At 64.9% G+C, this 20,127-nt stretch carries 23 protein-coding genes and 1 tRNA gene; 13 read left to right on the forward strand and 11 right to left on the reverse strand.

Annotated features, from left to right (window positions below):
- Positions 1-2 precede the first annotated feature (2 nt).
- On the reverse strand, positions 3-1,319 hold the full coding sequence (dsrA, locus tag AB6M95_RS11335; protein WP_371386862.1) for a dissimilatory-type sulfite reductase subunit alpha: 1,317 nt from the start codon (positions 1,317-1,319) through the stop codon (positions 3-5).
- Positions 1,320-1,697: 378 nt separating this feature from the next.
- On the opposite strand from dsrA, the gene AB6M95_RS11340 reads away from it, so the two are divergent.
- Positions 1,698-2,366: a YkgJ family cysteine cluster protein gene (locus AB6M95_RS11340; protein ID WP_371386863.1), complete on the forward strand. Its 669-nt coding sequence runs from the start codon at positions 1,698-1,700 to the stop codon at positions 2,364-2,366.
- 11 nt (positions 2,367-2,377) lie between these two features.
- Complete coding sequence (locus AB6M95_RS11345) at positions 2,378-2,632, forward strand: hypothetical protein (protein WP_371386864.1); 255 nt, start codon at positions 2,378-2,380, stop codon at positions 2,630-2,632.
- A 636-nt stretch (positions 2,633-3,268) separates the two neighbouring features.
- Here AB6M95_RS11345 and AB6M95_RS11350 read toward each other — a convergent pair.
- From AB6M95_RS11350 to AB6M95_RS11380, 7 genes are all read right to left on the reverse strand, one after another.
- The gene (locus tag AB6M95_RS11350; RefSeq protein ID WP_371386865.1) at positions 3,269-3,700 is read right to left on the reverse strand and encodes a Fur family transcriptional regulator; all 432 of its coding nucleotides are present in this window, start codon (positions 3,698-3,700) and stop codon (positions 3,269-3,271) included.
- A 19-nt stretch (positions 3,701-3,719) separates the two neighbouring features.
- Positions 3,720-4,640 carry a metal ABC transporter solute-binding protein, Zn/Mn family gene (locus tag AB6M95_RS11355; RefSeq protein ID WP_371386866.1) on the reverse strand — a complete coding sequence of 307 codons (921 nt, stop codon included), beginning with the start codon at positions 4,638-4,640 and terminating at the stop codon, positions 3,720-3,722.
- Positions 4,641-4,858: 218 nt separating this feature from the next.
- Complete coding sequence (locus AB6M95_RS11360; RefSeq protein ID WP_371386867.1) at positions 4,859-5,356, reverse strand: GlcG/HbpS family heme-binding protein; 498 nt, start codon at positions 5,354-5,356, stop codon at positions 4,859-4,861.
- 324 nt (positions 5,357-5,680) lie between these two features.
- Positions 5,681-6,478: an aldolase/citrate lyase family protein gene (locus AB6M95_RS11365; RefSeq protein ID WP_371386868.1), complete on the reverse strand. Its 798-nt coding sequence runs from the start codon at positions 6,476-6,478 to the stop codon at positions 5,681-5,683.
- 31 nt (positions 6,479-6,509) lie between these two features.
- A complete protein-coding gene (locus AB6M95_RS11370) occupies positions 6,510-7,793 on the reverse strand; it encodes an MFS transporter (protein WP_371386869.1) in 1,284 nt (427 codons plus the stop codon).
- A 135-nt stretch (positions 7,794-7,928) separates the two neighbouring features.
- Positions 7,929-9,134, reverse strand: coding sequence for an L-rhamnonate dehydratase (gene rhmD / locus AB6M95_RS11375; protein ID WP_371386870.1), 1,206 nt, complete (start codon positions 9,132-9,134; stop codon positions 7,929-7,931).
- A gap of 63 nt (positions 9,135-9,197) precedes the next feature.
- Positions 9,198-9,944: an IclR family transcriptional regulator gene (locus AB6M95_RS11380; RefSeq protein WP_371386871.1), complete on the reverse strand. Its 747-nt coding sequence runs from the start codon at positions 9,942-9,944 to the stop codon at positions 9,198-9,200.
- A 367-nt stretch (positions 9,945-10,311) separates the two neighbouring features.
- Here AB6M95_RS11380 and AB6M95_RS11385 point away from each other — a divergent pair, with 367 nt between their 5' ends.
- Positions 10,312-10,734 (forward strand): hypothetical protein, encoded by a 423-nt coding sequence (locus AB6M95_RS11385; protein ID WP_371386872.1) that lies wholly within the window; start codon positions 10,312-10,314, stop codon positions 10,732-10,734.
- 94 nt (positions 10,735-10,828) lie between these two features.
- Here the strand turns inward: AB6M95_RS11385 and AB6M95_RS11390 are convergent.
- Positions 10,829-10,915, reverse strand: a tRNA-Leu gene (locus AB6M95_RS11390).
- A 355-nt stretch (positions 10,916-11,270) separates the two neighbouring features.
- Here AB6M95_RS11390 and aldA point away from each other — a divergent pair.
- Positions 11,271-12,707: an aldehyde dehydrogenase gene (gene aldA / locus AB6M95_RS11395; protein ID WP_371386873.1), complete on the forward strand. Its 1,437-nt coding sequence runs from the start codon at positions 11,271-11,273 to the stop codon at positions 12,705-12,707.
- Positions 12,708-12,771: 64 nt separating this feature from the next.
- Here aldA and AB6M95_RS11400 read toward each other — a convergent pair whose 3' ends face one another.
- Complete coding sequence (locus AB6M95_RS11400; RefSeq protein WP_371386874.1) at positions 12,772-13,665, reverse strand: LysR family transcriptional regulator; 894 nt, start codon at positions 13,663-13,665, stop codon at positions 12,772-12,774.
- A 90-nt stretch (positions 13,666-13,755) separates the two neighbouring features.
- Between AB6M95_RS11400 and AB6M95_RS11405 the strand changes: the two genes are divergently transcribed.
- The 9 genes from AB6M95_RS11405 (at position 13,756) to AB6M95_RS11445 (ending at position 18,960) form a co-directional block, all read left to right on the forward strand.
- Positions 13,756-14,166, forward strand: a complete 411-nt coding sequence (locus AB6M95_RS11405; protein WP_371386875.1) for a CidA/LrgA family protein — start codon at positions 13,756-13,758, stop codon at positions 14,164-14,166.
- Positions 14,150-14,860, forward strand: a complete 711-nt coding sequence (locus AB6M95_RS11410; RefSeq protein ID WP_371386876.1) for an LrgB family protein — start codon at positions 14,150-14,152, stop codon at positions 14,858-14,860. Before AB6M95_RS11405 ends, AB6M95_RS11410 begins: the two co-directional genes overlap by 17 nt.
- A 100-nt stretch (positions 14,861-14,960) precedes the next feature.
- The gene (locus AB6M95_RS11415; protein ID WP_371386877.1) at positions 14,961-15,644 is read left to right on the forward strand and encodes a DUF554 domain-containing protein; all 684 of its coding nucleotides are present in this window, start codon (positions 14,961-14,963) and stop codon (positions 15,642-15,644) included.
- A 105-nt stretch (positions 15,645-15,749) separates the two neighbouring features.
- On the forward strand, positions 15,750-16,373 hold the full coding sequence (locus AB6M95_RS11420) for a cysteine hydrolase family protein (RefSeq protein ID WP_371386878.1): 624 nt from the start codon (positions 15,750-15,752) through the stop codon (positions 16,371-16,373).
- Between the two features lie 2 nt (positions 16,374-16,375).
- Entirely contained in the window at positions 16,376-16,828 is a 453-nt protein-coding gene (locus AB6M95_RS11425; RefSeq protein WP_371386879.1) for a MarR family winged helix-turn-helix transcriptional regulator, read from the forward strand.
- Positions 16,821-17,030: a putative antibiotic biosynthesis monooxygenase gene (locus AB6M95_RS11430; protein ID WP_371386880.1), complete on the forward strand. Its 210-nt coding sequence runs from the start codon at positions 16,821-16,823 to the stop codon at positions 17,028-17,030. Before AB6M95_RS11425 ends, AB6M95_RS11430 begins: the two co-directional genes overlap by 8 nt.
- Positions 17,027-17,407 (forward strand): RidA family protein, encoded by a 381-nt coding sequence (locus AB6M95_RS11435; protein WP_371386881.1) that lies wholly within the window; start codon positions 17,027-17,029, stop codon positions 17,405-17,407. Before AB6M95_RS11430 ends, AB6M95_RS11435 begins: the two co-directional genes overlap by 4 nt.
- Positions 17,408-17,446: 39 nt before the next feature.
- Positions 17,447-18,334: an AraC family transcriptional regulator gene (locus AB6M95_RS11440; protein ID WP_371386882.1), complete on the forward strand. Its 888-nt coding sequence runs from the start codon at positions 17,447-17,449 to the stop codon at positions 18,332-18,334.
- Positions 18,335-18,393: 59 nt separating this feature from the next.
- Positions 18,394-18,960: a YbhB/YbcL family Raf kinase inhibitor-like protein gene (locus tag AB6M95_RS11445; RefSeq protein ID WP_371386883.1), complete on the forward strand. Its 567-nt coding sequence runs from the start codon at positions 18,394-18,396 to the stop codon at positions 18,958-18,960.
- A gap of 79 nt (positions 18,961-19,039) precedes the next feature.
- Here the strand turns inward: AB6M95_RS11445 and AB6M95_RS11450 are convergent, their stop codons facing one another.
- Positions 19,040-19,525 carry a hypothetical protein gene (locus AB6M95_RS11450; RefSeq protein WP_371386884.1) on the reverse strand — a complete coding sequence of 162 codons (486 nt, stop codon included), beginning with the start codon at positions 19,523-19,525 and terminating at the stop codon, positions 19,040-19,042.
- Positions 19,526-20,127: the final 602 nt, after the last annotated feature.

A 20,127-nucleotide genomic window follows, 5' to 3' on the forward strand; every position in this document is an offset into this window, starting at 1 on the left:
TTTTAGCGCTGGTGACGCTTGCGGAATTCGTTGATGTCGCGATCCCAACCACCTTCGACGTCTTCGGCTTTCCAGAAGATATAGGGGTTGTGGCGAGGTTCCTGAACCTGACGGGCGTCGACCGGAACACCGGCGGCGTCGATCAGGGCGGCCATGCCCAGACGCTTCATGGTCTCACCGATACGCTCACGGTTCTTGCCTTCTTCCATCCACCAATCCCAGACATTTTCGATGATGTCCTTGATGGCCTGGAAATCGTCGTCCTTGTTGACTTCGATGAACGGCACGAGCAGGGAGCCCATCTGGGGACCGTCGAGGATCGGGGCCTTGGCGCCGCACAGGATGGAGCAGCCGCGTTCGTCACCGATCTTCAGGGCGCGAGGCATGGTGTTGATGCAGTGCATGCAACGGACGCATTCCTTGTCGTCGATGGTCAGCTTGCCATCGTAGGAAATGCACTTGGACGGACACAGGTCAACGACTTCCTTCTGGATGTCGAACTTGCCCCAGTCGCGGCCCGCATGGGCGCCGGCGTTGGGAGCGATCTCACCACCGACGTAGGCGGCGACGACTTCCTGATTGACCTTGATCTGGTCCTTCCAGGTACCGATGAAGGAGAGGTCGGAACGAGCGATGGCGGCAACGCAACCGTTGGGGCAACCGTCGAACTTGAACTTGAACTTGTAGGGGAACGCCGGGCGATGGAGCTCGTCCTGGTATTCCTGGGTCAGGTTGTAGCAAAGCTCCTGGGTGTCGTAGCAGGCGTACTCGCAGCGGGACATGCCGAGGCAGGTGGCCGGGGTGCGCAGGTTGGAGCCGGAACCGCCGAGGTCGATCTCGAGGTCGTGGGTCAGTTCCCAGAAGATTTCCTCGAGCTGCGGGGTGGTGGTGCCCAGGAACACGATGTCGCCGGTGGCGCCGTGCATGTTGGTCAGGCCGGAACCGCGAAGGTCCCAAATGTTGACCAGGTTGCGCAGCAGCTCGGTGTTGTACCACTTGCCGTTGGGCTGAGCCACGCGGACGGTGTGGAAGTGAGCGACGCCGGGGAACATCTGGGGCTGGTCACAGTAACGACCGATAACGCCGCCGCCGTAACCGAAGACGCCGACGATGCCGCCGTGTTTCCAGTGGGTCTCACCGTCGGTGTACGACATTTCGAGAACACCCAGCAAATCGTCGGGACAATCGACGGGGATCTGGTAATCCAGACCCTTCTCGTTCTTGGCTCGAGCTTCAGCCTCCTGTTTAATGTCGGATACAAAGCTGGGCCACGGGCCGCTTTCCAGCTGATCCAACAGAGGAGTTTTGTGTTTCGCCATTCCCTTAACCTCCATTGTTTGATTAAGATGTTGCCATCAACCATTTTTGCGCCCGGGCCGGCAAATGGTGAAAAAATTCACCCGAAGCCAGAACGCCTTACCTACTTAACGCAACTACCTGAAATACCGGCAATTGCGCCAATATTCACAAGGTATGCAGGGCTGATAATGTACTGGACCGTTCGGTTTTCTGTCAACCGAAATATCCGAGAACCCATTGTCAACCCACAGTTTGCGGACTCATTAGACAACCTGATTTCGGGATCGCTTGCCACCCCCGGTCTTGCCTTCGCGGCCGAGCCGGAGTATCGGACCCTTGGCACAGGATATGGACCGCCACAAGCGTTACCGCAAAAGGGTATAAGGAGCAACACAAACTTGCAAATTCCAACCACTAATGAACCGCAATGCCGCCGTTGCGGGCAGTGTTGCCGCAATGGCGGCCCCGCCCTCCACGCGCAGGATCTTCCGCTCATCCAGGACGGCACCATCCCCCTGGCGGACATCGTCACTCTGCGCGTCGGGGAATGGGTCTTCGACCAGCCCGCGCAGCAGGTCCAGCCCCTTGCGCACGAAATGCTCAAGATCAAAGGCCGCAACGGCGCCTGGACCTGCCTCTACCTGAGCCCGGAGAGCAACCTCTGCGCCGTGTACGCCACCCGCCCCGCCGAGTGCGCGGCCCTGTTCTGCAAGGACACCGCGCCCCTCCAGGCCATGTACGGGAAGGACCGCCTGACGCGCGCCGACCTGCTGCCCGAGGGACACCCCCTGCTCGAGCTCATGGCCGAACACGACCGCCGCTGCGCCCCCGTGCGCATGGAGGCGCTGGCCAAGGCGGCCCGAGAGGGCGACCGCGAGGCCGGGGAAGAGCTCAAGGAGATGGTCGTCTACGACATGGAGATGCGCCGCCTGGTCCCGCAGAAATCCGGCATGCCCGCCGAGCTGAACGACTTCCTCTTCGGCCGCCCCCTGCGCGTGCTGCTCGGCGCCATGAACGTCAAGGTCTACGACACGGGCGATACGGTCCGCTTCAACTTCCAAGCTTAGGAGAACCCGCCATGAAAGACGAACGCGGCGTCTACTACACCCCTTCCCTGCAGCACCCCGAGGTGCGCATGTACGTGCGCGACAACGAGGGCGAAATCGAATTCAGGCTCTACAATCCGGACGAACCGATCATCTGGGAAAAACACCAGTGGGTCCCCTACCAGGCCATCGAGGCGGCCGCGGCCATGTTCCGTGAAAAAAACACCGACCGGAACCCCCTGGCCCTTTACGACCGCGACATCGCCCGCAAGCTCCTCGAAGGTTAATGTCTCTGAATCACTATGGAATCCGTCGTCTTTTCAAGCCGTCCGGCGCCGCCGGGCGGCTTTCTTTTTGCGAATGGGAATTTTTCCCGGGAAAGGTCCTCAACATCAGGACGTTCCCCTATTGTATTTGCAATAAAAGTATGACTGTATGAGCACCGTCAACGACAACAATTGTTTTCCCGGCAATCCCCGCCGGGAACTCCCCCCGAAAGGCTCCAATCACCGCCATGGAGCCTTTCTTTTTTGCCGTCTTTTGCGCGCGGCTTCCGATAGCGGCGCATCCGCACATTTTTCGAGGGGGTGTTTCATCCTCACGTAGGGGGACTACGCTGTGGTGAAACACCCCCTCGGCAAATGCACGGCTACACCACTCTCGAAAGCCTGACTCCGTGCTGGGAGAGCCGCCGTCGGGTGCTGCGCACCCGAGGCGCTCCAATGTTTGGGGGGGCTTCGATGTCCGAGGCGCTTCGCCCTTTCGGCCAAAAGCCCCCCCCACGCTCACACCCCACCGAAGGCGGCTACAAAAAGTTTAGGAAGGAAAGGGGGATGGGGGTCCGGGGGAAGGGGGGAAAGGGAAGCCCTCTTCAAAGGGTTCCCTTTCCCCCTTCCCCCGGCCGCCGGAGGCCTCCAACCGCCCTAGCCTGCTGTGCGGGCGCAGGCGGGGCAGAGGCCTTCGAGGTGGAGGTCGACGTGGCTGACGTCCAGGTTGAGGGCGTTGGCCACGGCGATTTCGTCGAAGTGGAGTTCCTCGTTAGCAATGCACTGGACGCGGCCGCAGCCGGTGCAGTGGAAGTGGCTGTGATTGCGGCCCACGCAGTAGTGCTGGGCGCGTTCGCCCGTGCTGAAGCGGTTGACCGCGCCCTTTTCGGCCAGCAGGTCGAGGATGCGGTAGACCGTGACCCGGTTGAGCCGATGCTCGCGCAGGACCTCGGCGTGGACCTCGGCGGCGGTCATGGGCCGCTGTCCGGCGACCACGGCGGACAGGACCAGGATGCGGTTGAGGGTCGGTTCCAGGCCGGTTTGCTCCAGGAACTCCCGGGCGGCCCCGGCCGTGTCGTGCAGGGTCATGGCGACCTCCAAAATCGGGTTAGCGCAGGGCCTGGTCAAAGGCGGCGGCCGCGTGCAGAAGGTTATCCTTCCAATTCTCGGCCAGCGGGTCAAGGGGCACCACCCTGGCCTTCAACTCCGAGGCGATGACGTCGGCGCTGCGCCGGGAGAACTGCGGCTGGACAAAGACCACGGTCACGCCCAGTTCCCGGCCGTGCTCGATGATCTCGGCCAGATGCCGGGGGCTCGGCTCGCTGCCGCCCGCCTCGATGGCCACCTGGGTCAGGCCGTAGCGCGCGGCGAAATAGCCCCAGGACGGATGGAAGACCATGAAGGTCCGCTTGTCCGCCGGGAGGGCCGCCAGGGTTTGGGCGATGGACGCGTTCAGTCCTTCCAGGTCCTTGAGAAACGCGGCCAGGTTGGCCTCATACGCAGCCCGGTGGGCGGGGTCGACCTGGACCAGCCCGGCGCAGGTGTTCCGCGCGATGGTCTTGACCCGCACGGGGTCGAGCCAGATATGCGGGTCCAGGATGCCGTGTTCGTGCTCTTCGTCCGCGTGCTCCTCATGCATGGCTCCCTGCTCCCCGTCGTGTTCGTGGGCGGCCATGGGCACCTTCTCCACGCCCTCCTGGGTCCGGACCACGAGCATACCGCGGTTGGCGTCGGCCAGCTTGGGCAGCCAGACGTCCTCCAGGTTGACGCCGATGGCGAAATAGACCTGCGCCCGGGTCAGGGCGGTCATCTGCCGGGGCGAGGGCTCGTACATATGCGGATTGGCCCCGGGCAGGACCAATACGCCGACATCCACCAGGTCGCCGCCGATGCGTTCCACAAAATATTTCTGCGGCAGGATGGACACGAACGCCCGCACCTTGCCGCCCGCCAACACGGGCCCGGCCCAGGCCACCATCAGCCCGAGCACCATCGGAAACAGCTTTTTCATCAACCGGGAAACCGTCATGCCACCCTCCAAGGGATTGTGTTGCAGCCTTGCCGGAACGGGCAAACCGATCACATGATGCAACTTGGTTGCACACCTGTCAACACCCCTTTTCGGCGGCCCCGCCGCCCTGCCCTTCCCCGCGCCGGACCGCCCCGGAGCTTCGCGCAACAACACGGCCCGGCCCGGGATGTTTCCCGGGCCGGGCCGACCGGATTGCTACTGGATGATGGCGGACGCTACTTGAGCAGGGCGGCGGCGCCGGCCTTGGCCACGCTCTCGTCCTCGTCCACGGAACCGCCGGACACGCCGATGGCGCCGACGATGACGTTGTTCTTGTCCACGAGCAGCACGCCGCCCGCGAACAGGATCAGGCCGTTGTTGCTGGCCTCGATGCCGTACAGGGGCTGGCCGGGCACGGACACCGCGCCCAGGGCCCGGGTGGTCATGTTGAAGTATCGGGCCGTGACGGCCTTCTTGATGGAAATGTCGATGCTGCCGAGGAAGGCGTCTTCCTGGCGGTAGAAGGCCTTGAGGTTGCCGCCGGCGTCCACGATGGCGATGTTCATGGGCACCTTGATCTCGACGGCCTTTTTCAGGGCGGCGTCGAGGACGACCCGGGCCTGGGCCAGGGTAATGTCGCCGGGAAGGGTCTTGACCGGGCCCTCGGCAAAGACGGGCGCGGAAAAGAGCGCGATGGAAAGAACGAGAAGGCTGGAAAGCATCATTTTTCGCATAACAAACTCCTACATCTACTAGGCTTGCCGCCACCCCGGCCCCACGCTGAAGCCATAGGTAATAACGGCGAATTCAACAAGAAATTACGTCTCTGCGACAGAAATAGCAACATCCGGATACGGAAAAAACGCACACGGAAAAAGCGGCTGCCCAGGCCGGACCGGCGCGTTTGGAACGGCGGTTTTCGCAGGGCGAAAAAACAGGGGAACGCCGGGCGGCAAGGCCGGGCATTCCCCCTATCGGACAATGGACTCCGCGGGTCCGACCCCGGGGGCGGCTGACGCCGCCGCCCGAGGCCGGTGGAGGTTTGCGATTTGTTTGCGCTAGTAGCCCTGCTTCTTTTCCGCTTCCCGGCCGACCGGCTTGAACGGGGCCAGGGCGGCGTCGAGGGCCTCGACATAGGACATGGTGTCCACGGCCACGGCCACGAAGTTGGCGCCCCACTCGATGCACTTGCGGGCCGAGGCCGGGTCCGTGCACAGGGTTCCGGCGGCCTTGCCCGCCGCGCGGATGCGTTTCAGGCAATCCTCGATGGCCGCCTGCACCTCGGGATGGCCCGCGTCGTCCGGGTGGCCCATGGAGGCGGACAGGTCGGCCGGGCCGATGAACACGCCGTCCACGCCCTCCACCGCCATGATCTCGTCCAGGTTGCCGAGGGCCTCGCGGCTCTCCACCTGGACCAGCAGGCAGAGTTCGGACTCGGCCTTGGCCATGTAGTCGGTCACGCGGCCCCAGCGGGACGCCCGGGCGATGCTCGCCCCGACGCCGCGCTGGCCGTTGGGCGGATAGCGCAGGGCCGAAACCATGCGCCTGGCGTCCTCGGCGCTGTCGACCATGGGCACCAGCACGGTCTGCGCGCCGATGTCCAGGACCTGCTTGAGCAGGGCCGTGTTCCCTTCCAGGGGCCGGACCACGGGGTGGGCCGGATAGGGCGCCACGGCCTGCAGCTGGCCGAGCACCGTCTGCACCGTGTTCGGGGCGTGTTCGCCGTCGATGAGCAGCCAGTCGTAATCGGACCCGGCCGCCAGTTCGGCCATGTAGGGGGATGCGGTGCTCAGCCACAGGCCGTACAGCACCTCCCCCTTGGCGATCGCCTCTTTGAATCTGTTCTTGGGTATCATGTGTCTATCTCGTTTGTTGTGGGCCCGTTGCTCAGACTTCGCTGGGCACGGGTTGGGGGGCCTTCTTCGTGCGCAGGGCCAGGATGGCCAGGGAACCGAACACGGTGATGATCGCGAGGGTCACCAGACCGGCCATGTGGTTGCCGAAGAAGATGTCGGCCTGGGCCTTGATGTTCGGAGCCAGGAAGCCGCCGAACGCGCCGAACATGTTGGTGAAGCCGATGCCTGCGGCCAGGGCCGCGCCGGACAGGAGGCCGGTGGGCATGGTCCAGAACACGGGCTGCACGGCGATGAACCCGGCGGCCGCGAAGCACAGGGCGACGATGGCCACGGCCGGAGAGGCGAAGGCCGAGACGCCGAGGCCGAGCCCGGCCACCAGCAGGGTCAGGGCGGCGGTGATCCGCCGCTCGCCGGTGCGGTCCGAGTACCGGGGGATGTAGTAGGTGCCGAACAGGGCGGCCACCCACGGGATGGCGGCCACCAGCGAGACCTTGAAGCCGACCGCGGTGCCCATGAGCGCGCCCACCTGGGTGGGCAGGTAGAAGACCAGGCCGTACACGCTGATCTGGATGATCATGTAGATGATGGCCAGGTGCCACACGGGCCAGCGCTTGACGGCATCGCTGATCTTCGAGGTCGCCTTGGTGCTCTCCTCGGCCGTGAGGGTCTCGGCCAGCAGCGCACGCTCCTCGGGGGCCAGGAAGCGGGCCTCCTCCGGGGTGTTGTCGAGGTACATGAAGGTCGCGAACCCGGCGATCAGGGCGAGAGCCCCCTCGATGACGAACATCCAGTACCAGCCCGGATGGCCCAGGAAGCCGTGCATCTCGAGCAGCGCGCCGGACAGGGGCGAGCCCAGGGTCAGGGCCAGAGGCGCGCCCATGTAGAACAGCCCCATGATGCCCGCGCGGCTGCGCTGGGGGAACCACTGGGAGGTCAGGTAGATCATGCCCGGGAAGAAGCCCGCCTCGGCCGCGCCGAGCAGGCTGCGCACGAGCAGGAATTTCCATTCGGAATCGGCATAGCCCATGGAGGCGGACAGGATGCCCCAGACGATGGTCGTGCCGCCGATCCAGGCGCGGGCCCCGAACTTGCGCATGAGCAGGTTGGCGGGCACGCCCAGGAAGGCGTAGGCCACGAAGAAGATCCCGGCGCCCATGGCGAAGGCCCCGTCGCCCAACCCGGTGTCCAACTGGTAGGACGCCTTGGCGAAACCGATGTTCGCCCGGTCGAGGAAGGCCAGGATGTACAGCATCAACATGAAGGGTATGAGGCGCAGGCGGGTTTTATTGACAACCTGCTCCAAGTTTGGTGACATAGTGTTCTCCTATTGCGTGATACCATTTTACGTTGGGAGAGTGGGCTACCGGGCTGCCACCTGGTGGCCCATGTTCGTTGCGGGCTCTGTCCCGCCGCCCGCCACGATCCGTATCCTTGATCCCATTGCGACTCCCTAATGCGTGTGGGGCCTGACCAGGTCGCACTCGCGGTTCAGCTCCACGCCGAAACCGGGCTTGTCCAGGGTCTCCTTGGTGATCCGCCCGTTCTCGGGCACCGGCTCGTTGAGCAGCAGCGGATGGAACTGGGGCCTGACTTCGAGGCAGTCCGGGCTGGTCATCAGGTACTCGCTGAACGGCGTGTTGGTGAAGGTGATCACCGCGTGGTGCGAGTAGACCGAGGAACCATGGGGCACGACCAGCTGGCCGTGGGACTTGGCGATGGCCGCGATCTCGGTCAGGGTGGTCAGGCCGCCGCACCAGCCGACGTCCGGCTGCATGATGTCCACGCCGGTCTCGGACAGGGTGGCGAAGGACTGGATGGTGCCGTGGTGCTCACCGGTGGTGACCAACATCCCGGCCGGGGCCTGGCGCTTGAGCTCGCGGTAGCTGTCGTACTGCTGCGGGGGAAAGCACTCCTCGATCCACTTCAGATTATAGGGCGCGCAGGCGTGGGCCAGCTTGACCGCGTAGTTCACGTCCTGGCTCATCCAGCAGTCGAGCATCAGCCAGAAGTCCGGGCCGCACTTCTCGCGGTACTCCGCGACCATGGCCGCGTCCTTGCGGATGCCCTCGTCGCCGTCGTGCGGGCCCCAGTGGGTCGGCATCTTGCCGCCGATGAAGCCCATCTCCTTGGCCGCGTCCGGGCGTGCGCCCGTGGCGTAGAACCGGATCTCGTCGCGCACCGCGCCGCCGAGCAGCTTGTAGACCGGCGTGTCGAGCACCTTGCCGAACAGGTCCCACAGGGCCAGGTCCACGCAGGAGATGGTGTTCATGACAATGCCGCCGGAACCGGCGTAGTACATGGTGGCGTTGATCATCTGGTCGTGGATCAGCTTGATGTCGCTGACGCAGCGGCCCTCGATGAACCGGTTGAGGTGGTTCTCGACGATGAAGCAGCCCATCTCGCCGCCGGTGGAGATGGCGAAGCCGGTCACGCCGTTGTCCGCCTCCACCTCGACGATCAGCGTGCCCAGCACGTTGATGCCGAAGGACTGCCGGGACTGCTCGTACTTCTTGTACTTGCTCATGGGCGTGGCGATGTGGTCGTCGATCCAGTGCCCGCCGGCCTGGTCGTGATAGTCGCCCCCGCCACCGGCGGCCTTGGCCGTGGCGCCGCCGCAGTAGTAGGCCCTGATCTCCTTGATCTTCGGAAGAATCATCTTGGTCCTCCAATGTAACAGGTTGTCGGGCCGAAGAGCCCATTCGGCGCGCACCGCGCGCGCCTAGGCTTCCGTCCAGCCCAAATCTCTTGAAATGTCCCGCGCGCAGGCCAGGACCTGCCCGGCCAGAGAGTCCACCATGGCGTCGGCCACCTGCATGGACGTCCCGACCACGGAGATGGCCCCGGCCACGCCGCCGGTCCCGTCGAACACGGGCGCGGCCACGCAGCGCACCGCCGAGACGTCCTCGCCGTTGTCGAATCCCCACCCTTCCCTGCGGATCTTGGCCAGCTCCGCCTCCAGGGCCTCGGCCGAGACGATGGTCGTCGGCGTGACCGCCTGGAAATCCGTGGCCGCTACGATCGCCCTGCGCACGGACTCGGGCTGCCAGGCGAGCAGGCACTTGCCCACGCCCGAACGGTGCAAGGACAGCCGCTTGCCCACGGAGGAACGCACGCTGATGGTGCTCTGGGACTCGATCTTGAGGATGTAGTAGGCGGCGTCGCCGTCGAAGATGCCCAGGTGGCAGAGCAGCCCGGTGCGGTTCATCAACGCCTCCAGATGGGGCCTGGCCGTGTCGCGGATGTCCAGCTGCCCCGAGGCGCGCTCGCCCAGGGCGATGAGGCGCACCCACAGCCGGTAGTTGCCCCGGTCGTCCTGCGAGACCAGCCCGAGCTGCTGCATCTCCTTGAGCAGCAGGTAGGCCGTGCTCTTGGGGATGCCCGAATGGTCGATGAGCTCCGACGCGGGCGCTGCCCCGTTCTCGGAGAGGTATTCCAAAATCACCATGGCCCTCTGCAGGGTCGACATCTTGCTTTTTTCCAAAATACTGGACTCCATTCCTAAATGTTGAACAAACACTAGACTGCACGAAAATTCCTGTCAAGAGGGGGGGCCGCATCCTGAACCGAACGACCGTCTCCCAGACCGGACCGGCAATGTAGCCAAGGCTCTCGCCCGTCGGCCCCGAAATGCGGACGGCGGGCGGTCCGACCTCGGCCGCAAGACATCGCCTACGAGCAACCTTCCGCTTGAAGGCCCGGCGTTCACCACGTATAGGCACTGGCGGCACCCCCTTTTCAGCCCCCGCGGGGACGCTCGCGGCCGAGACTGTCCGAGGCCGATCGATAAGCCCCCTGCCCGCAACCGAAGCAACGCACCCCAAGGAGACCTCCCCATGGACACCCTGCTCGCCGACCAATTGTCCACCTTCCTCGACACCTGGACAGCGGACCCCAACAACACCAAGGACTGCTTTTCGGCCCTCAAGGCGCACCTCGAAGGACTGGATGGCATCAAGCTCGACTTCGTGCCCCGCCCCGGCATCACCTTCTCCCTGCGCGCCGCCCACGAGAACCAGACCAGGCGCAACCTGTTCGCCATGGTCGACGTCATCGACGACGACCCGGCCGACCGCTGGCTGTCGGTCTGCTTCTACAACGAACTGGTGGACGACCCCAAGGACTTGGGCGAAGAAGTCCCCGGCGGGCTCCTGGGCGAAGACGCCAAATGCTTCGACCTCTACGAAGCCGACGACGACATGTTGCAATACATAAAGGAACGGCTCCAAACAGCCTGCCTCACAGCCGCCAAGGAATAACCCCGAGCACCGCGCTCAAGCGCCTCCCCCTTCATCCGCCGACAAAACAAAAAGGGCGTTAGAGGTATAACCTCTAACGCCCTAATTTCATTCCTGGTACCAGGGGAGGGACTCGAACCCTCACAGTATCGCTACCGGCGGATTTTGAGTCCGCTGCGTCTACCAATTCCGCCACCCTGGCGTGGGAGAGGTTATCTCATAGGGCAGGGGCGGCTTGTCTGTCAATGTTCTTGTATGACGCCGAGGATAGGGGGGCGGGGCTAGGGCGGCGGCCGACCGGAACCGGCCAGAGGCGGTCCCTCGGGAGGGGAGGTCAGGCCCGCCGACAAGGCCACCGCGCCCTGGTCCGCTCACGAAAATCGTCCACTATGCTGGAATTGACATATTTCTTTCGTGGAGGGCTTGTTTCAGGCCTCCCCTTCTGTCAATCTATGAACCATTCCTGTGCGCCGGCAAGCCCTGCCGCCCCCCCCCTGGAGGCGAGGGCATCCTTGCGGTTTGGCGCTTTAACCAACTTGTTATTCAGGAGGTTTTGAATGAAATCATATCAGCAGTACATCAACGGCGAGTTCCGTGACGCGGTTTCCAAGGAGCGGTTCGAGGTCATCAATCCCTTCACCGAAAAGGTCGTGGCCATGGCCCCCAAGGGCGGCGCCGAGGACGCGGCCCTGGCGCTGGAAGCCGCATCCTCCGCCCAGAAGGCCTGGGCCGCCAAGCCCTGCTCCGAACGGGCCGTGTACCTGACCAAGATGGCCGAGGCCATCCGGGCCAACCGCGTGATGCTGGCCGAGACCCTGGCCGAGGAACAGGCCAAGGTCATGCCGCTGGCCCAGGTGGAGATTGACGCCACCGCCGCCTATTTCGATTATTATGCAGGGTGGTCCAACAAGTACGAGGGCGAGGTCATCCAGAGCGACCGGCCCACCGAGAACATCCTCCTGTACCGCCAGCCCATCGGCGTGGTGGTCGGTATCTGCCCGTGGAACTTCCCGTTCTTCGTCATGGCCCGCAAGGTCGCCCCGTCCATCCTGACCGGCTGCACCATCATCCTCAAGCCGAGCAGCGACACCCCGAACACCACCTTCGAGTTCGCCAAGATCATCGCCGGGATCGGCCTGCCCAAGGGCGTGCTCAACTTCGTGTCCGGCGGCGGCTCCACCCTGGGCGACGCCCTGGTGCGCAGCCCGGAGGTCGGCCTGATCACCCTGACCGGCAGCGTGGAGACCGGCCAACGGATCATCGCCGCCACCGCCGAGAACATCACCAAGACCTCGCTCGAACTGGGCGGCAAGGCCCCGGTCATCGTCTGCGCCGACTGCGACATGGACCTGACCGTCAAGGCCGTGGTCGCCTCCCGCGTCATCTTCTCCGGCCAGGTCTGCAACTGCGCCGAGCGCGTCTACGTCGAGGCCCCGGTCTACGACGAGTTCATGGAGCGCATGACCAAGGCCATGGCCGCCGTGACCTACGGCGATCCCTTTGCCAAGACCCCGCCCGACATGTCCTCCCAGATCAACGCCGCCCAGCTCGACAAGATCGCGGCCATGGTCGACAGGGCCAAGGCCGAGGGCGCGGACGTCCTGGTCGGCGGCAAACGCGCCGAAAACCAGCCCTCGGGCTACTTCTACGAGCCCACCCTGCTGGCGGGCTGCACCCAGGACATGGAGATCATCCGCAAGGAAATCTTCGGACCGGCCCTGCCCGTGGTCAAGGTCGACGACTTCGACGAGGCCATCGAGCTGTCCAACGACTGCGAATACGGCCTGACCTCGTCCATCTTCACCTCCAACATGAACAAGACGATGCGCGCCATCAACGAGCTCAAGTTCGGCGAGACCTACGTCAACCGTGAACACTTCGAGGCCATCCAGGGCTTCCACGCGGGCTGGCGCAAGTCCGGCATCGGCGGCGCGGACGGCAAGCACGGCCTATACGAATACCTGCAGACCCACGTGGCCTACATCCAGTACTAGCCTTCACCCGCACACGACAAGGGACCGGCCTCACGGCCGGTCCTTTCCTTTTATATAATGGCGATCAACCCGCCGTCGGTCCGCCGTACAGATCGCGCGCCACGTCGAGCCAGGCCTGGGCCGCGCGGGAGCGGTACGCCCCGCGTCGCCAGATGACGGCCATGTTCCAGGCCGTGTGCGGGTCCTCCAGCTCGACGAGCCCGACCTCCCCTGAGGTCCGTTGCTCGGCCACCACCCTGGGCAGGAAGGCCGCTCCCAGCCCGGCACCGGCCAGCTTGCAGATGAAGTCGATCTGGCTGCTCTTGGTGATGACCGCGGGCTCGAACCCGCTGCGGCGGCAGGCCGCCAGGATGATCCGGTTCAGGGCGAAACCGTCCTCGAACAGGATGAACGGCACCTCGCGCAGGGCCTCGAGGCGGATGGAGCCCAGGGCCGCCTGGGGATAGTCGCGCGAAAGCAGCGCCACCAGCGGCTCATGCCGGACGGGCAGCCATTCGAAATCCTCGGCCACGGGCAACAGCGAGGCGGCCAGCTCCACGCGCCCGGCGCGCAGCATCTCCTCCAACTCGTCGCTGCCGTGCTCCACCAGCCGGATGTCGATGCCGGGGAAGCGCTTGCGGTATTCCGCAAACACCGGGGCGAACAGGGTGGAGGCCCCGATCTGCGGCAGGCCGAGCACCAGCGACCCCTTGGCCAGCCCGTGCAGTTCCGCCAGTTCCCGCTCCATGTCGCCCTGCTCGGCCAGCAGGCGCAGCCCCCGGCGGTAGACCACCTCCCCCGAAGGGGTCAGGGCGATGCCCCGCGCGTTCCTGTCCAGCAGCGGCGCGTCCAATTCGTTCTCCAGCTGGCGCACGGCCTTGCTGATGGTCGATTGCGTGCTGAACATGACCTTGGCGGCCCGGGAAAAGCCCTGCTGCCGGACCACCTCCACAAACATCCGTATTTTTCTGAACTCCATGACTATTCCAATATGGAATAGTTTCAAGTTACACAAGTCATTTGCTTCATCACCTGCGACGCCCTACCTTTCCGGCACGAGGTATTCATCATGACAACAAGAGCCATCGCCGTTCCCCTGCGGCGGAAATTCCACAACAGCAGCCTGGCCCAGGTCGGCCTGCTCTTTCTCGTCTGGCTGGCGAGCGACGGGTTCGTCCGGGCGACCCACGCCCCGGTTCCCTCGGGCATCGTCGGCCTGCTGGTCGTCTTCCTGCTGCTGGCCAGCGGGAAGATCAGCCTGCGCAGCCTGCGCCGTGGGGCCGACTGGTACCTGGGCGAGATGCTGCTCTTCTTCATCCCGGCCGTGCCCGCCGTCACCGCCCACCCGGAGTTCTTCGGGCTGCTCGGCCTGAAGCTGCTGGCGGTCATCTTCCTGGGCACCGTCGCGGTCATGAACGTCACCGCCCTGACCGTCGATCTCTTCTTCCGCCGGGAGGCCCGCCGTGACCGCCGCAACTGAGTTCTGGAACCACCCACTGGTCCAGGCCGTGGTCTGGTCCCTGCTGACCATCGCCCTCTACCTGGTGGCCAGGTACGCCTACCGGCGCTGGCACCGTTGGTGGCAGATGCCGCTGGCCCTGGCCCCGGCGCTGCTGATCGTGCTGGTCTGGCTCATGGGCGAGTCCTACAGCCGCTATCACGACTCGGCGGGCTGGCTGCTGACCATGCTCGGGCCGGTCACGGTCGCCTTCGCCGTGCCCATCTACGAGCAGCGCCGCCTGATCCGGCGCTACTGGGCCATCCTGTCCATCGGCATGCTGGCCGGATCGGCCACGGCCTTTGCGACCAGCTGGGCCTTCGCCTCGGTCCTCGGCATAGACGGAGCCCTGCGCCTCAGCCTGCTGCCGCGCTCCATCAGCACCCCGTTCGCCATGGACGTGTCCAGGGACATCGGCGGCACGGCCGACCTGACGGCGGTCTTCGTCATCGTCACCGGGGTGCTCGGCTCCATCGTGGGCGGCTTCCTGGCCGACCGGCTGCCCCTGCGCTCGGCCCTGGCGCGCGGGGCCATGCTCGGCGTGGCCGCCCACGGCGCGGGCACGGCCAAGGCCAACGAACTCGGCGCCGAGGAAGGCTCGGTCGCCGGGCTGCTGATGGTCCTCGTCGGCACGCTCGACGTGCTGGGCGCCTCGGTTTTCACCCTCTTCCGCTAGCCGCTTTTCCTCGGCCCGACGGGCCATTCAGCTTGTCAGGCCCTACGCTTGGTGATAGCACCGCTGGACGACATATCCACGTCTGATCAAGGAAACACCCATGTTGCCCATCGGTTCCATAGTCAATGCCTGCGCCATCATCGGCGGTTCGCTGATCGGCTGCTTTCTGCAATCCCGTTTCCCGGAGCGCATCCGGACCATCGTCTTCCAGGGATTGGGCCTGTGCGTGCTGCTCATCGGCGTGCAGATGGCGCTCAAGGTGGAGAACATCCTGATCGTCATCTTCGCGGTCCTGCTCGGCGGCATCACCGGCGAATGGCTCAGGCTGGACACCCTGCTGGAACGGCTGGGCAACCGCTTCAAGAGGCTGGTCCGCTCCAAAAACGCCACCTTCACCGACGGGCTGGTGACCACCTCCCTGCTCTTCTGCATCGGGGCCATGGCCATCGTCGGCTCGCTGGAGGAAGGCATCCACGGCGACGCCACCATCCTCTACACCAAGTCCATCCTGGACGGATTCGCGGCCATCGCCTTCGCCGCCACCTACGGCACCGGGGTCATCTTCTCCTTCATCCCGGTCTTCCTGTACCAGGGCTCCATCACCGTGGGGGCCTCGTTCTTCCAGCAGTACTTCTCGGACCTGATGATCGCCCAGATCACCGGCTGCGGCGGGCTGCTCATCGTGGGCATCGGCATCAACCTCCTGGAACTGACCGAGATCCGGCTGGCCAACCTGCTCCCCTCCCTGGTCTACGCGGTCGCCCTGACCTACTTCTTCGGCTGATCCCCTCCGATCGAGTCTTCCCCTCGCCCCTTGACAATTTGCCCGACGCAAATTAGTTATCATGGTAACAATAAAAGCCGACACGGCGAAGCCATGGAGGAAACCATGCTGCACGACATAACCAGGGAGCGCTCGGCGCTCATCTTCATCGAATTCCAGCAGGAGTGGATCTCGGACGAGGGCATCCTGCAACAGAAGGTCATCAAGGACCGCGAGCCGTTCCGGGCGGCGGTGGCCAACGGCGCGAGGATCATCGAGTCCGCCCGGGCCAACGGCTGGACCGTGGTCCATGCGGGCCTCGACCTGAGCGCGGACCCCGATTACCTGATCTTCAACGGCGGCCAAAACGTCCTGGGGTTGCGCCAGGCCATCCCCAGGGCCGGGGCCTGGCAGGACAAGGGGGCCGGACGGGTCGCGCCGTTCGCGCCGCTCAAGGGCGAGTTCGTGGTCACCGGCCGGTCCGGGGCGAGCGTGCTCAAGAACTCCACCCTGGACCCGTTCCTGCGCAACCGGCGCATCGACTCCCTGTTCTTCATGGGGTTCGTCACCCACGTCTGCGTGGAGTCCTCCCTGCGCGAGGCCCACGACATGGGCTACAACGGCTACCTGGTCGAGGACGCCTGCGCGGCCTTCGAACGCGCCCAGCACGAGCACGTGCGCAAGCACGTGGTGCACCACTTCGGGGCCGAGACCAATACGGCGGAACTGACCGCGTTCATGGAGGGCTGATCGTGTTCTTCCTCAAGGAGCTCCCCACCAGGGAAACCCTGGAGCGCTACCACGAACGGTTCCCCGGCATGCGGCCCGACGTGGTCATGGAGGCCCTCGTGCTGATGAAGAAGGGCAGCCTGCTCATCCGCAGCCTCGACGAGTACTTCACCCGGCACGGCCTGTCGCAGCTGCGCTACATGATCCTGGTGGTCATCGACCGCCAACCGGACAGGGACGAGATGACCGTCACCGAACTGGCCGCCAACCTCGACGTGTCCAAGCCGGTCATGACCCGGACGCTCAAGGGGCTGATCGAGGACGGGTTCATCGACGTGTCCGTCGGCGCGGACGACCGGCGCGTCAAGCTGGTCCGGCTGACCAAGGCGGCCCGCGACAAGCTGGCGGCCATCCTTCCCGGCTACTACGAGACCATCCAGGCGGCCATGAAACGACTGGAGGAAGACCATGCCTAACCTCGTCTTCGCGCTCAAGGTCTGGCTCTGCGTCTGGCCGCTCGTCACCCTGCTGACCGCCGGGCTGCGCAGCCTGGCCTGGGAGCTGCCGCTCATCGTACAGGCCATGGCCGTCAGCGGAATCCTCGTCCCGCTCATGGTCTACGTCATCATACCGTACCTCAGGAGCGGCGCGGTACGCCCCAAAGGAGACAACCCGTGACCATACAACGAACCAACGTCCCGGACCTGCCCGCCCCGCTGGGGCCTTACGTCCACGCCGTCCGGCACGGCGACACCCTGTACCTGTCAGGGCTCACGGCCTTTGGCGGCCCCGCTGAATCCGGGCCCGTCGAGGACCAGGCCCGCGAGATATTCCGGCAGATGGGACTGGTCGCCTCGGCCCACGGCACCGGCATGGAGAACCTGCTCAAGGTCACGGCCTTCGTCACGGAAATGGACCGGGTGGACCCGCTGCGCGAGGCCCTGTTCGACGTCTACGGCGAACACCTGCCCGCCAGCTCCCTGGTCCGGGTGGCCGGGCTGTTCGCCGACGGCCTCAAGATCGAGGTCGAGGCCATCCTGGCCGTGCACGGCTAACCACTTGAGGACCGCCCCGGCGGCTGTTATCGTCCGCCCATGGATACCTCGGCCATCATACGGCGGCTCCGCACCCTTGCGGGCAGGACCGCGCTCGGCGACGGGCACGTGGACATCCCGCACCTGGGCCTGATCTCCAGCGCGGTGACCCACCGGCTGCATGCGGTCTCCCTGTCCCGGTCGGCCCTGTTCGTCATCCTCAAAGGGTCCAAATCCGTGGTGCGCGGCAATGAGCGCACGGTGCTCAAGGCGGGCGAGGCATTCCTCTGCCCGGCCCGCATGGAGATCACCGTGGAGAACTGCACGGACGGGACGGGCGGCGGCTACATCGCCCTCTGCCTGACCTATGACGAGGAGACCATCGGCCGGATGGCCGCCCGCGAAACCGGCCCCACGCCGCCCGCCTTTTCCCTGGAAACCCTGAAGACGCCCTGCTCGCCCCTGGTGGAGGCCTCGCTCGACCACCTGCTGCTCATGGCCGCCGCCGATCCGGGGAACGAGGGGCTCCTGGCCCTGTGCCGCGAGGAGCTGCTCCTGCTCACCGCCGGGGGCACGGGCCGCCTGCCGCTCCTCTGGGACGCGGCCTCGACCTGGGGCGCGCGGTGCGCCCGGCTCATCGGCATGGAGCCGGGGCGCGGCTGGAACGCGGAGGCCGTTGCGGCCCGGCTGGGGGCCAGCGAACGGTCCCTGCGCCGCCACCTGAGCCGGGAAGGCACCTCCCTGACCGACGTCCTGCGCGAGGTCCGGCTCAATTCCGGCCTCGCCCTGTTGCAGACGGGCCACGTCACCGTGGGCGAGGCGGCCTACCGCTGCGGCTACAACTCCGCCTCCCGCTTCGCCGGGCTGTTCCGCGAGCGCTTCGGCGTCAGCCCCAGCCGGGTGGCGCGATACAACGCCGTTTTGGGGCCACCTTTGGCCGGATCGTGACGGCGGGCCATCGCCCCGGGCTGCTAGAACGTCTTCCAACACATTCAAGGAGGCATTTCATGCACAAGACACGATTCATCCCGGCCGTCATCCCGGCCTGCGCCCTGGTCCTGGCCCTGGCCGCGACCTGCCTTGCGGGCGGCTTCACCCTGTCCAGCCCGGACGTGGCCGACGGCGGCACCCTGTCGAACCGATACCTGCTCAACGGCTTCGGCTGCACCGGCGACAACGTCTCCCCGGCCCTGGCCTGGACCAACCCCCCGGCGGGCACCAAGAGCTTCGCCCTGACCGTCTACGATCCCGACGCCCCCACCGGCAGCGGCTGGTGGCACTGGGTCGTCTTCAACATCCCAGCCGACTGCCGCGCGCTTGCGCAGGGCGCGGGCAACGCGGGCGGCGCACTCCTGGCCGGGGCCGTGCAGAGCCGGACCGACTTCGGCCAGCCCGGATACGGCGGGGCCTGCCCGCCGCAGCACGACGCCCCGCACCGGTACGTCTTCACCATCTACGCCCTGGACGTCGCCCAGCTCGACCTCGGCCCGGACAGCCCGGCCGCCATGGTCGGGTTCACCCTCCACGGGCACACCCTGGGCAAGGCCGAAATCACCGCCACCTACGGGCGATAAGCGCGTCCCCGGGCCTCGACGATAAAAAAAAGGCCCGCCTGGAATCAGGCGGGCCTTTTACATGCGGGATAAGAGCCGTCTATTCGGCGGACTGTTGGACGGGCTTCTTCTTGCCTGCGCAGCCGCCGCAGCCGGTGGTCTTCTTGACTTCCTCGTCCGGCTCCACGGTGCGGATGTCGGCCTCGGATTCGATGTGGCCCTTCTCAACGGCGTAGGCGATGCAGTCCTCAAGGACTTGCTGGCAGTGCTCGGTGGGAATGAACTCGCCGACCATGGCCCGATGGAACTCGGGACGGTCAAAGGGCTCGGCCCACTCCTTTTCGCGCAGAGACATCCACGGCCCGACGCCGGGAGTGTCGATGGGCGGCGTGGTGGACCGCAGGGAGACCTCCCAGTGGGTGTACTGGTTGATGTCGTCCAGGGTCTCCTCCGGGGTGCAGCTGTGCACCTCGCTGGCCTGGAACGAGACGAACAGCTTGAAGCCCACGGCCAGTTCCTTGAACGCGCGGCCGAAATCGTCGGACCGGTAGCACTCGACGAGATATTCTCTGAAATCTTTAGCCATTACACACTCCTTTAGTACCGTGAACAGGAAATCGCGGCATAGTTACGTATTTCCAGGTTTTAGGCAAGCGGCTTCCGATAGCGGCGCATCTGCACATTTTTTCCGGGGGGCTTTCATCCTCACGTAGGAGGACTACGCTGCGGTGAAAGCCCCCCGGATCTGTACCTGGGGCATAAGATCTTGTAAGGCTCGAAGACTCGCCTACAATTCACTTAAAAATGCACAGCTGCACCACTCTCGAAAGCCTATTCCGAGGACGATTTGGTGGCTGAAGAGAAAAGAGCCGCTGTCGGTTGCTGGCGCACCCGAATCGCTCCAGGGCAAGGCACGCTCGATGGGGAGAGACAGCCAAAAAATTTTGGAGCAATTGCCCCTATTCAGCGCCCCGCCCCGCGAAGCGGATAGAAAAAGTTTAGGAGGGTGAGAGGGGGTTGGGGGTCCAGGGGGGAAGGGGGAGAGAGGGAAGCCCTTTTCCAACGGCATTATGTAGGAGCCGCACAACCGAATAACACCAATTGACTATAGCCCATTGTTGACTCAAGTTCGTCAAGAGAGGTACCACTTGTATAAATAGGGTGTTACAAATGAGAAAAACGAACTTT

This window comes from Pseudodesulfovibrio karagichevae (assembly GCF_041414475.1).
GTDB classification, from domain to species: Bacteria; Desulfobacterota; Desulfovibrionia; order Desulfovibrionales; family Desulfovibrionaceae; genus Pseudodesulfovibrio; species Pseudodesulfovibrio karagichevae.

Bases quoted from the DNA above. Each gene is read 5' to 3' on its own strand.
- AB6M95_RS11350 (WP_371386865.1), bottom strand. From the start codon at position 3,700: ATGACCCTGCACGACACGGCCGGGGCCGCCCGGGAGTTCCTGGAGCAA.
- AB6M95_RS11420 (WP_371386878.1), top strand. From the start codon at position 15,750: ATGCTGCACGACATAACCAGGGAGCGCTCGGCGCTCATCTTCATCGAA.
- AB6M95_RS11360 (WP_371386867.1), bottom strand. From the start codon at position 5,356: ATGCGAAAAATGATGCTTTCCAGCCTTCTCGTTCTTTCCATCGCGCTC.
- AB6M95_RS11365 (WP_371386868.1), bottom strand. From the start codon at position 6,478: ATGATACCCAAGAACAGATTCAAAGAGGCGATCGCCAAGGGGGAGGTG.
- AB6M95_RS11400 (WP_371386874.1), bottom strand. From the start codon at position 13,665: ATGGAGTTCAGAAAAATACGGATGTTTGTGGAGGTGGTCCGGCAGCAG.
- rhmD (WP_371386870.1), bottom strand. From the start codon at position 9,134: ATGATTCTTCCGAAGATCAAGGAGATCAGGGCCTACTACTGCGGCGGC.
- AB6M95_RS11415 (WP_371386877.1), top strand. From the start codon at position 14,961: ATGTTGCCCATCGGTTCCATAGTCAATGCCTGCGCCATCATCGGCGGT.
- AB6M95_RS11430 (WP_371386880.1), top strand. From the start codon at position 16,821: ATGCCTAACCTCGTCTTCGCGCTCAAGGTCTGGCTCTGCGTCTGGCCG.
- AB6M95_RS11380 (WP_371386871.1), bottom strand. From the start codon at position 9,944: ATGTCGACCCTGCAGAGGGCCATGGTGATTTTGGAATACCTCTCCGAG.
- AB6M95_RS11370 (WP_371386869.1), bottom strand. From the start codon at position 7,793: ATGTCACCAAACTTGGAGCAGGTTGTCAATAAAACCCGCCTGCGCCTC.
- AB6M95_RS11345 (WP_371386864.1), top strand. From the start codon at position 2,378: ATGAAAGACGAACGCGGCGTCTACTACACCCCTTCCCTGCAGCACCCC.
- AB6M95_RS11450 (WP_371386884.1), bottom strand. From the start codon at position 19,525: ATGGCTAAAGATTTCAGAGAATATCTCGTCGAGTGCTACCGGTCCGAC.
- AB6M95_RS11440 (WP_371386882.1), top strand. From the start codon at position 17,447: ATGGATACCTCGGCCATCATACGGCGGCTCCGCACCCTTGCGGGCAGG.
- AB6M95_RS11405 (WP_371386875.1), top strand. From the start codon at position 13,756: ATGACAACAAGAGCCATCGCCGTTCCCCTGCGGCGGAAATTCCACAAC.
- AB6M95_RS11385 (WP_371386872.1), top strand. From the start codon at position 10,312: ATGGACACCCTGCTCGCCGACCAATTGTCCACCTTCCTCGACACCTGG.
- aldA (WP_371386873.1), top strand. From the start codon at position 11,271: ATGAAATCATATCAGCAGTACATCAACGGCGAGTTCCGTGACGCGGTT.
- dsrA (WP_371386862.1), bottom strand. From the start codon at position 1,319: ATGGCGAAACACAAAACTCCTCTGTTGGATCAGCTGGAAAGCGGCCCG.
- AB6M95_RS11445 (WP_371386883.1), top strand. From the start codon at position 18,394: ATGCACAAGACACGATTCATCCCGGCCGTCATCCCGGCCTGCGCCCTG.
- AB6M95_RS11355 (WP_371386866.1), bottom strand. From the start codon at position 4,640: ATGACGGTTTCCCGGTTGATGAAAAAGCTGTTTCCGATGGTGCTCGGG.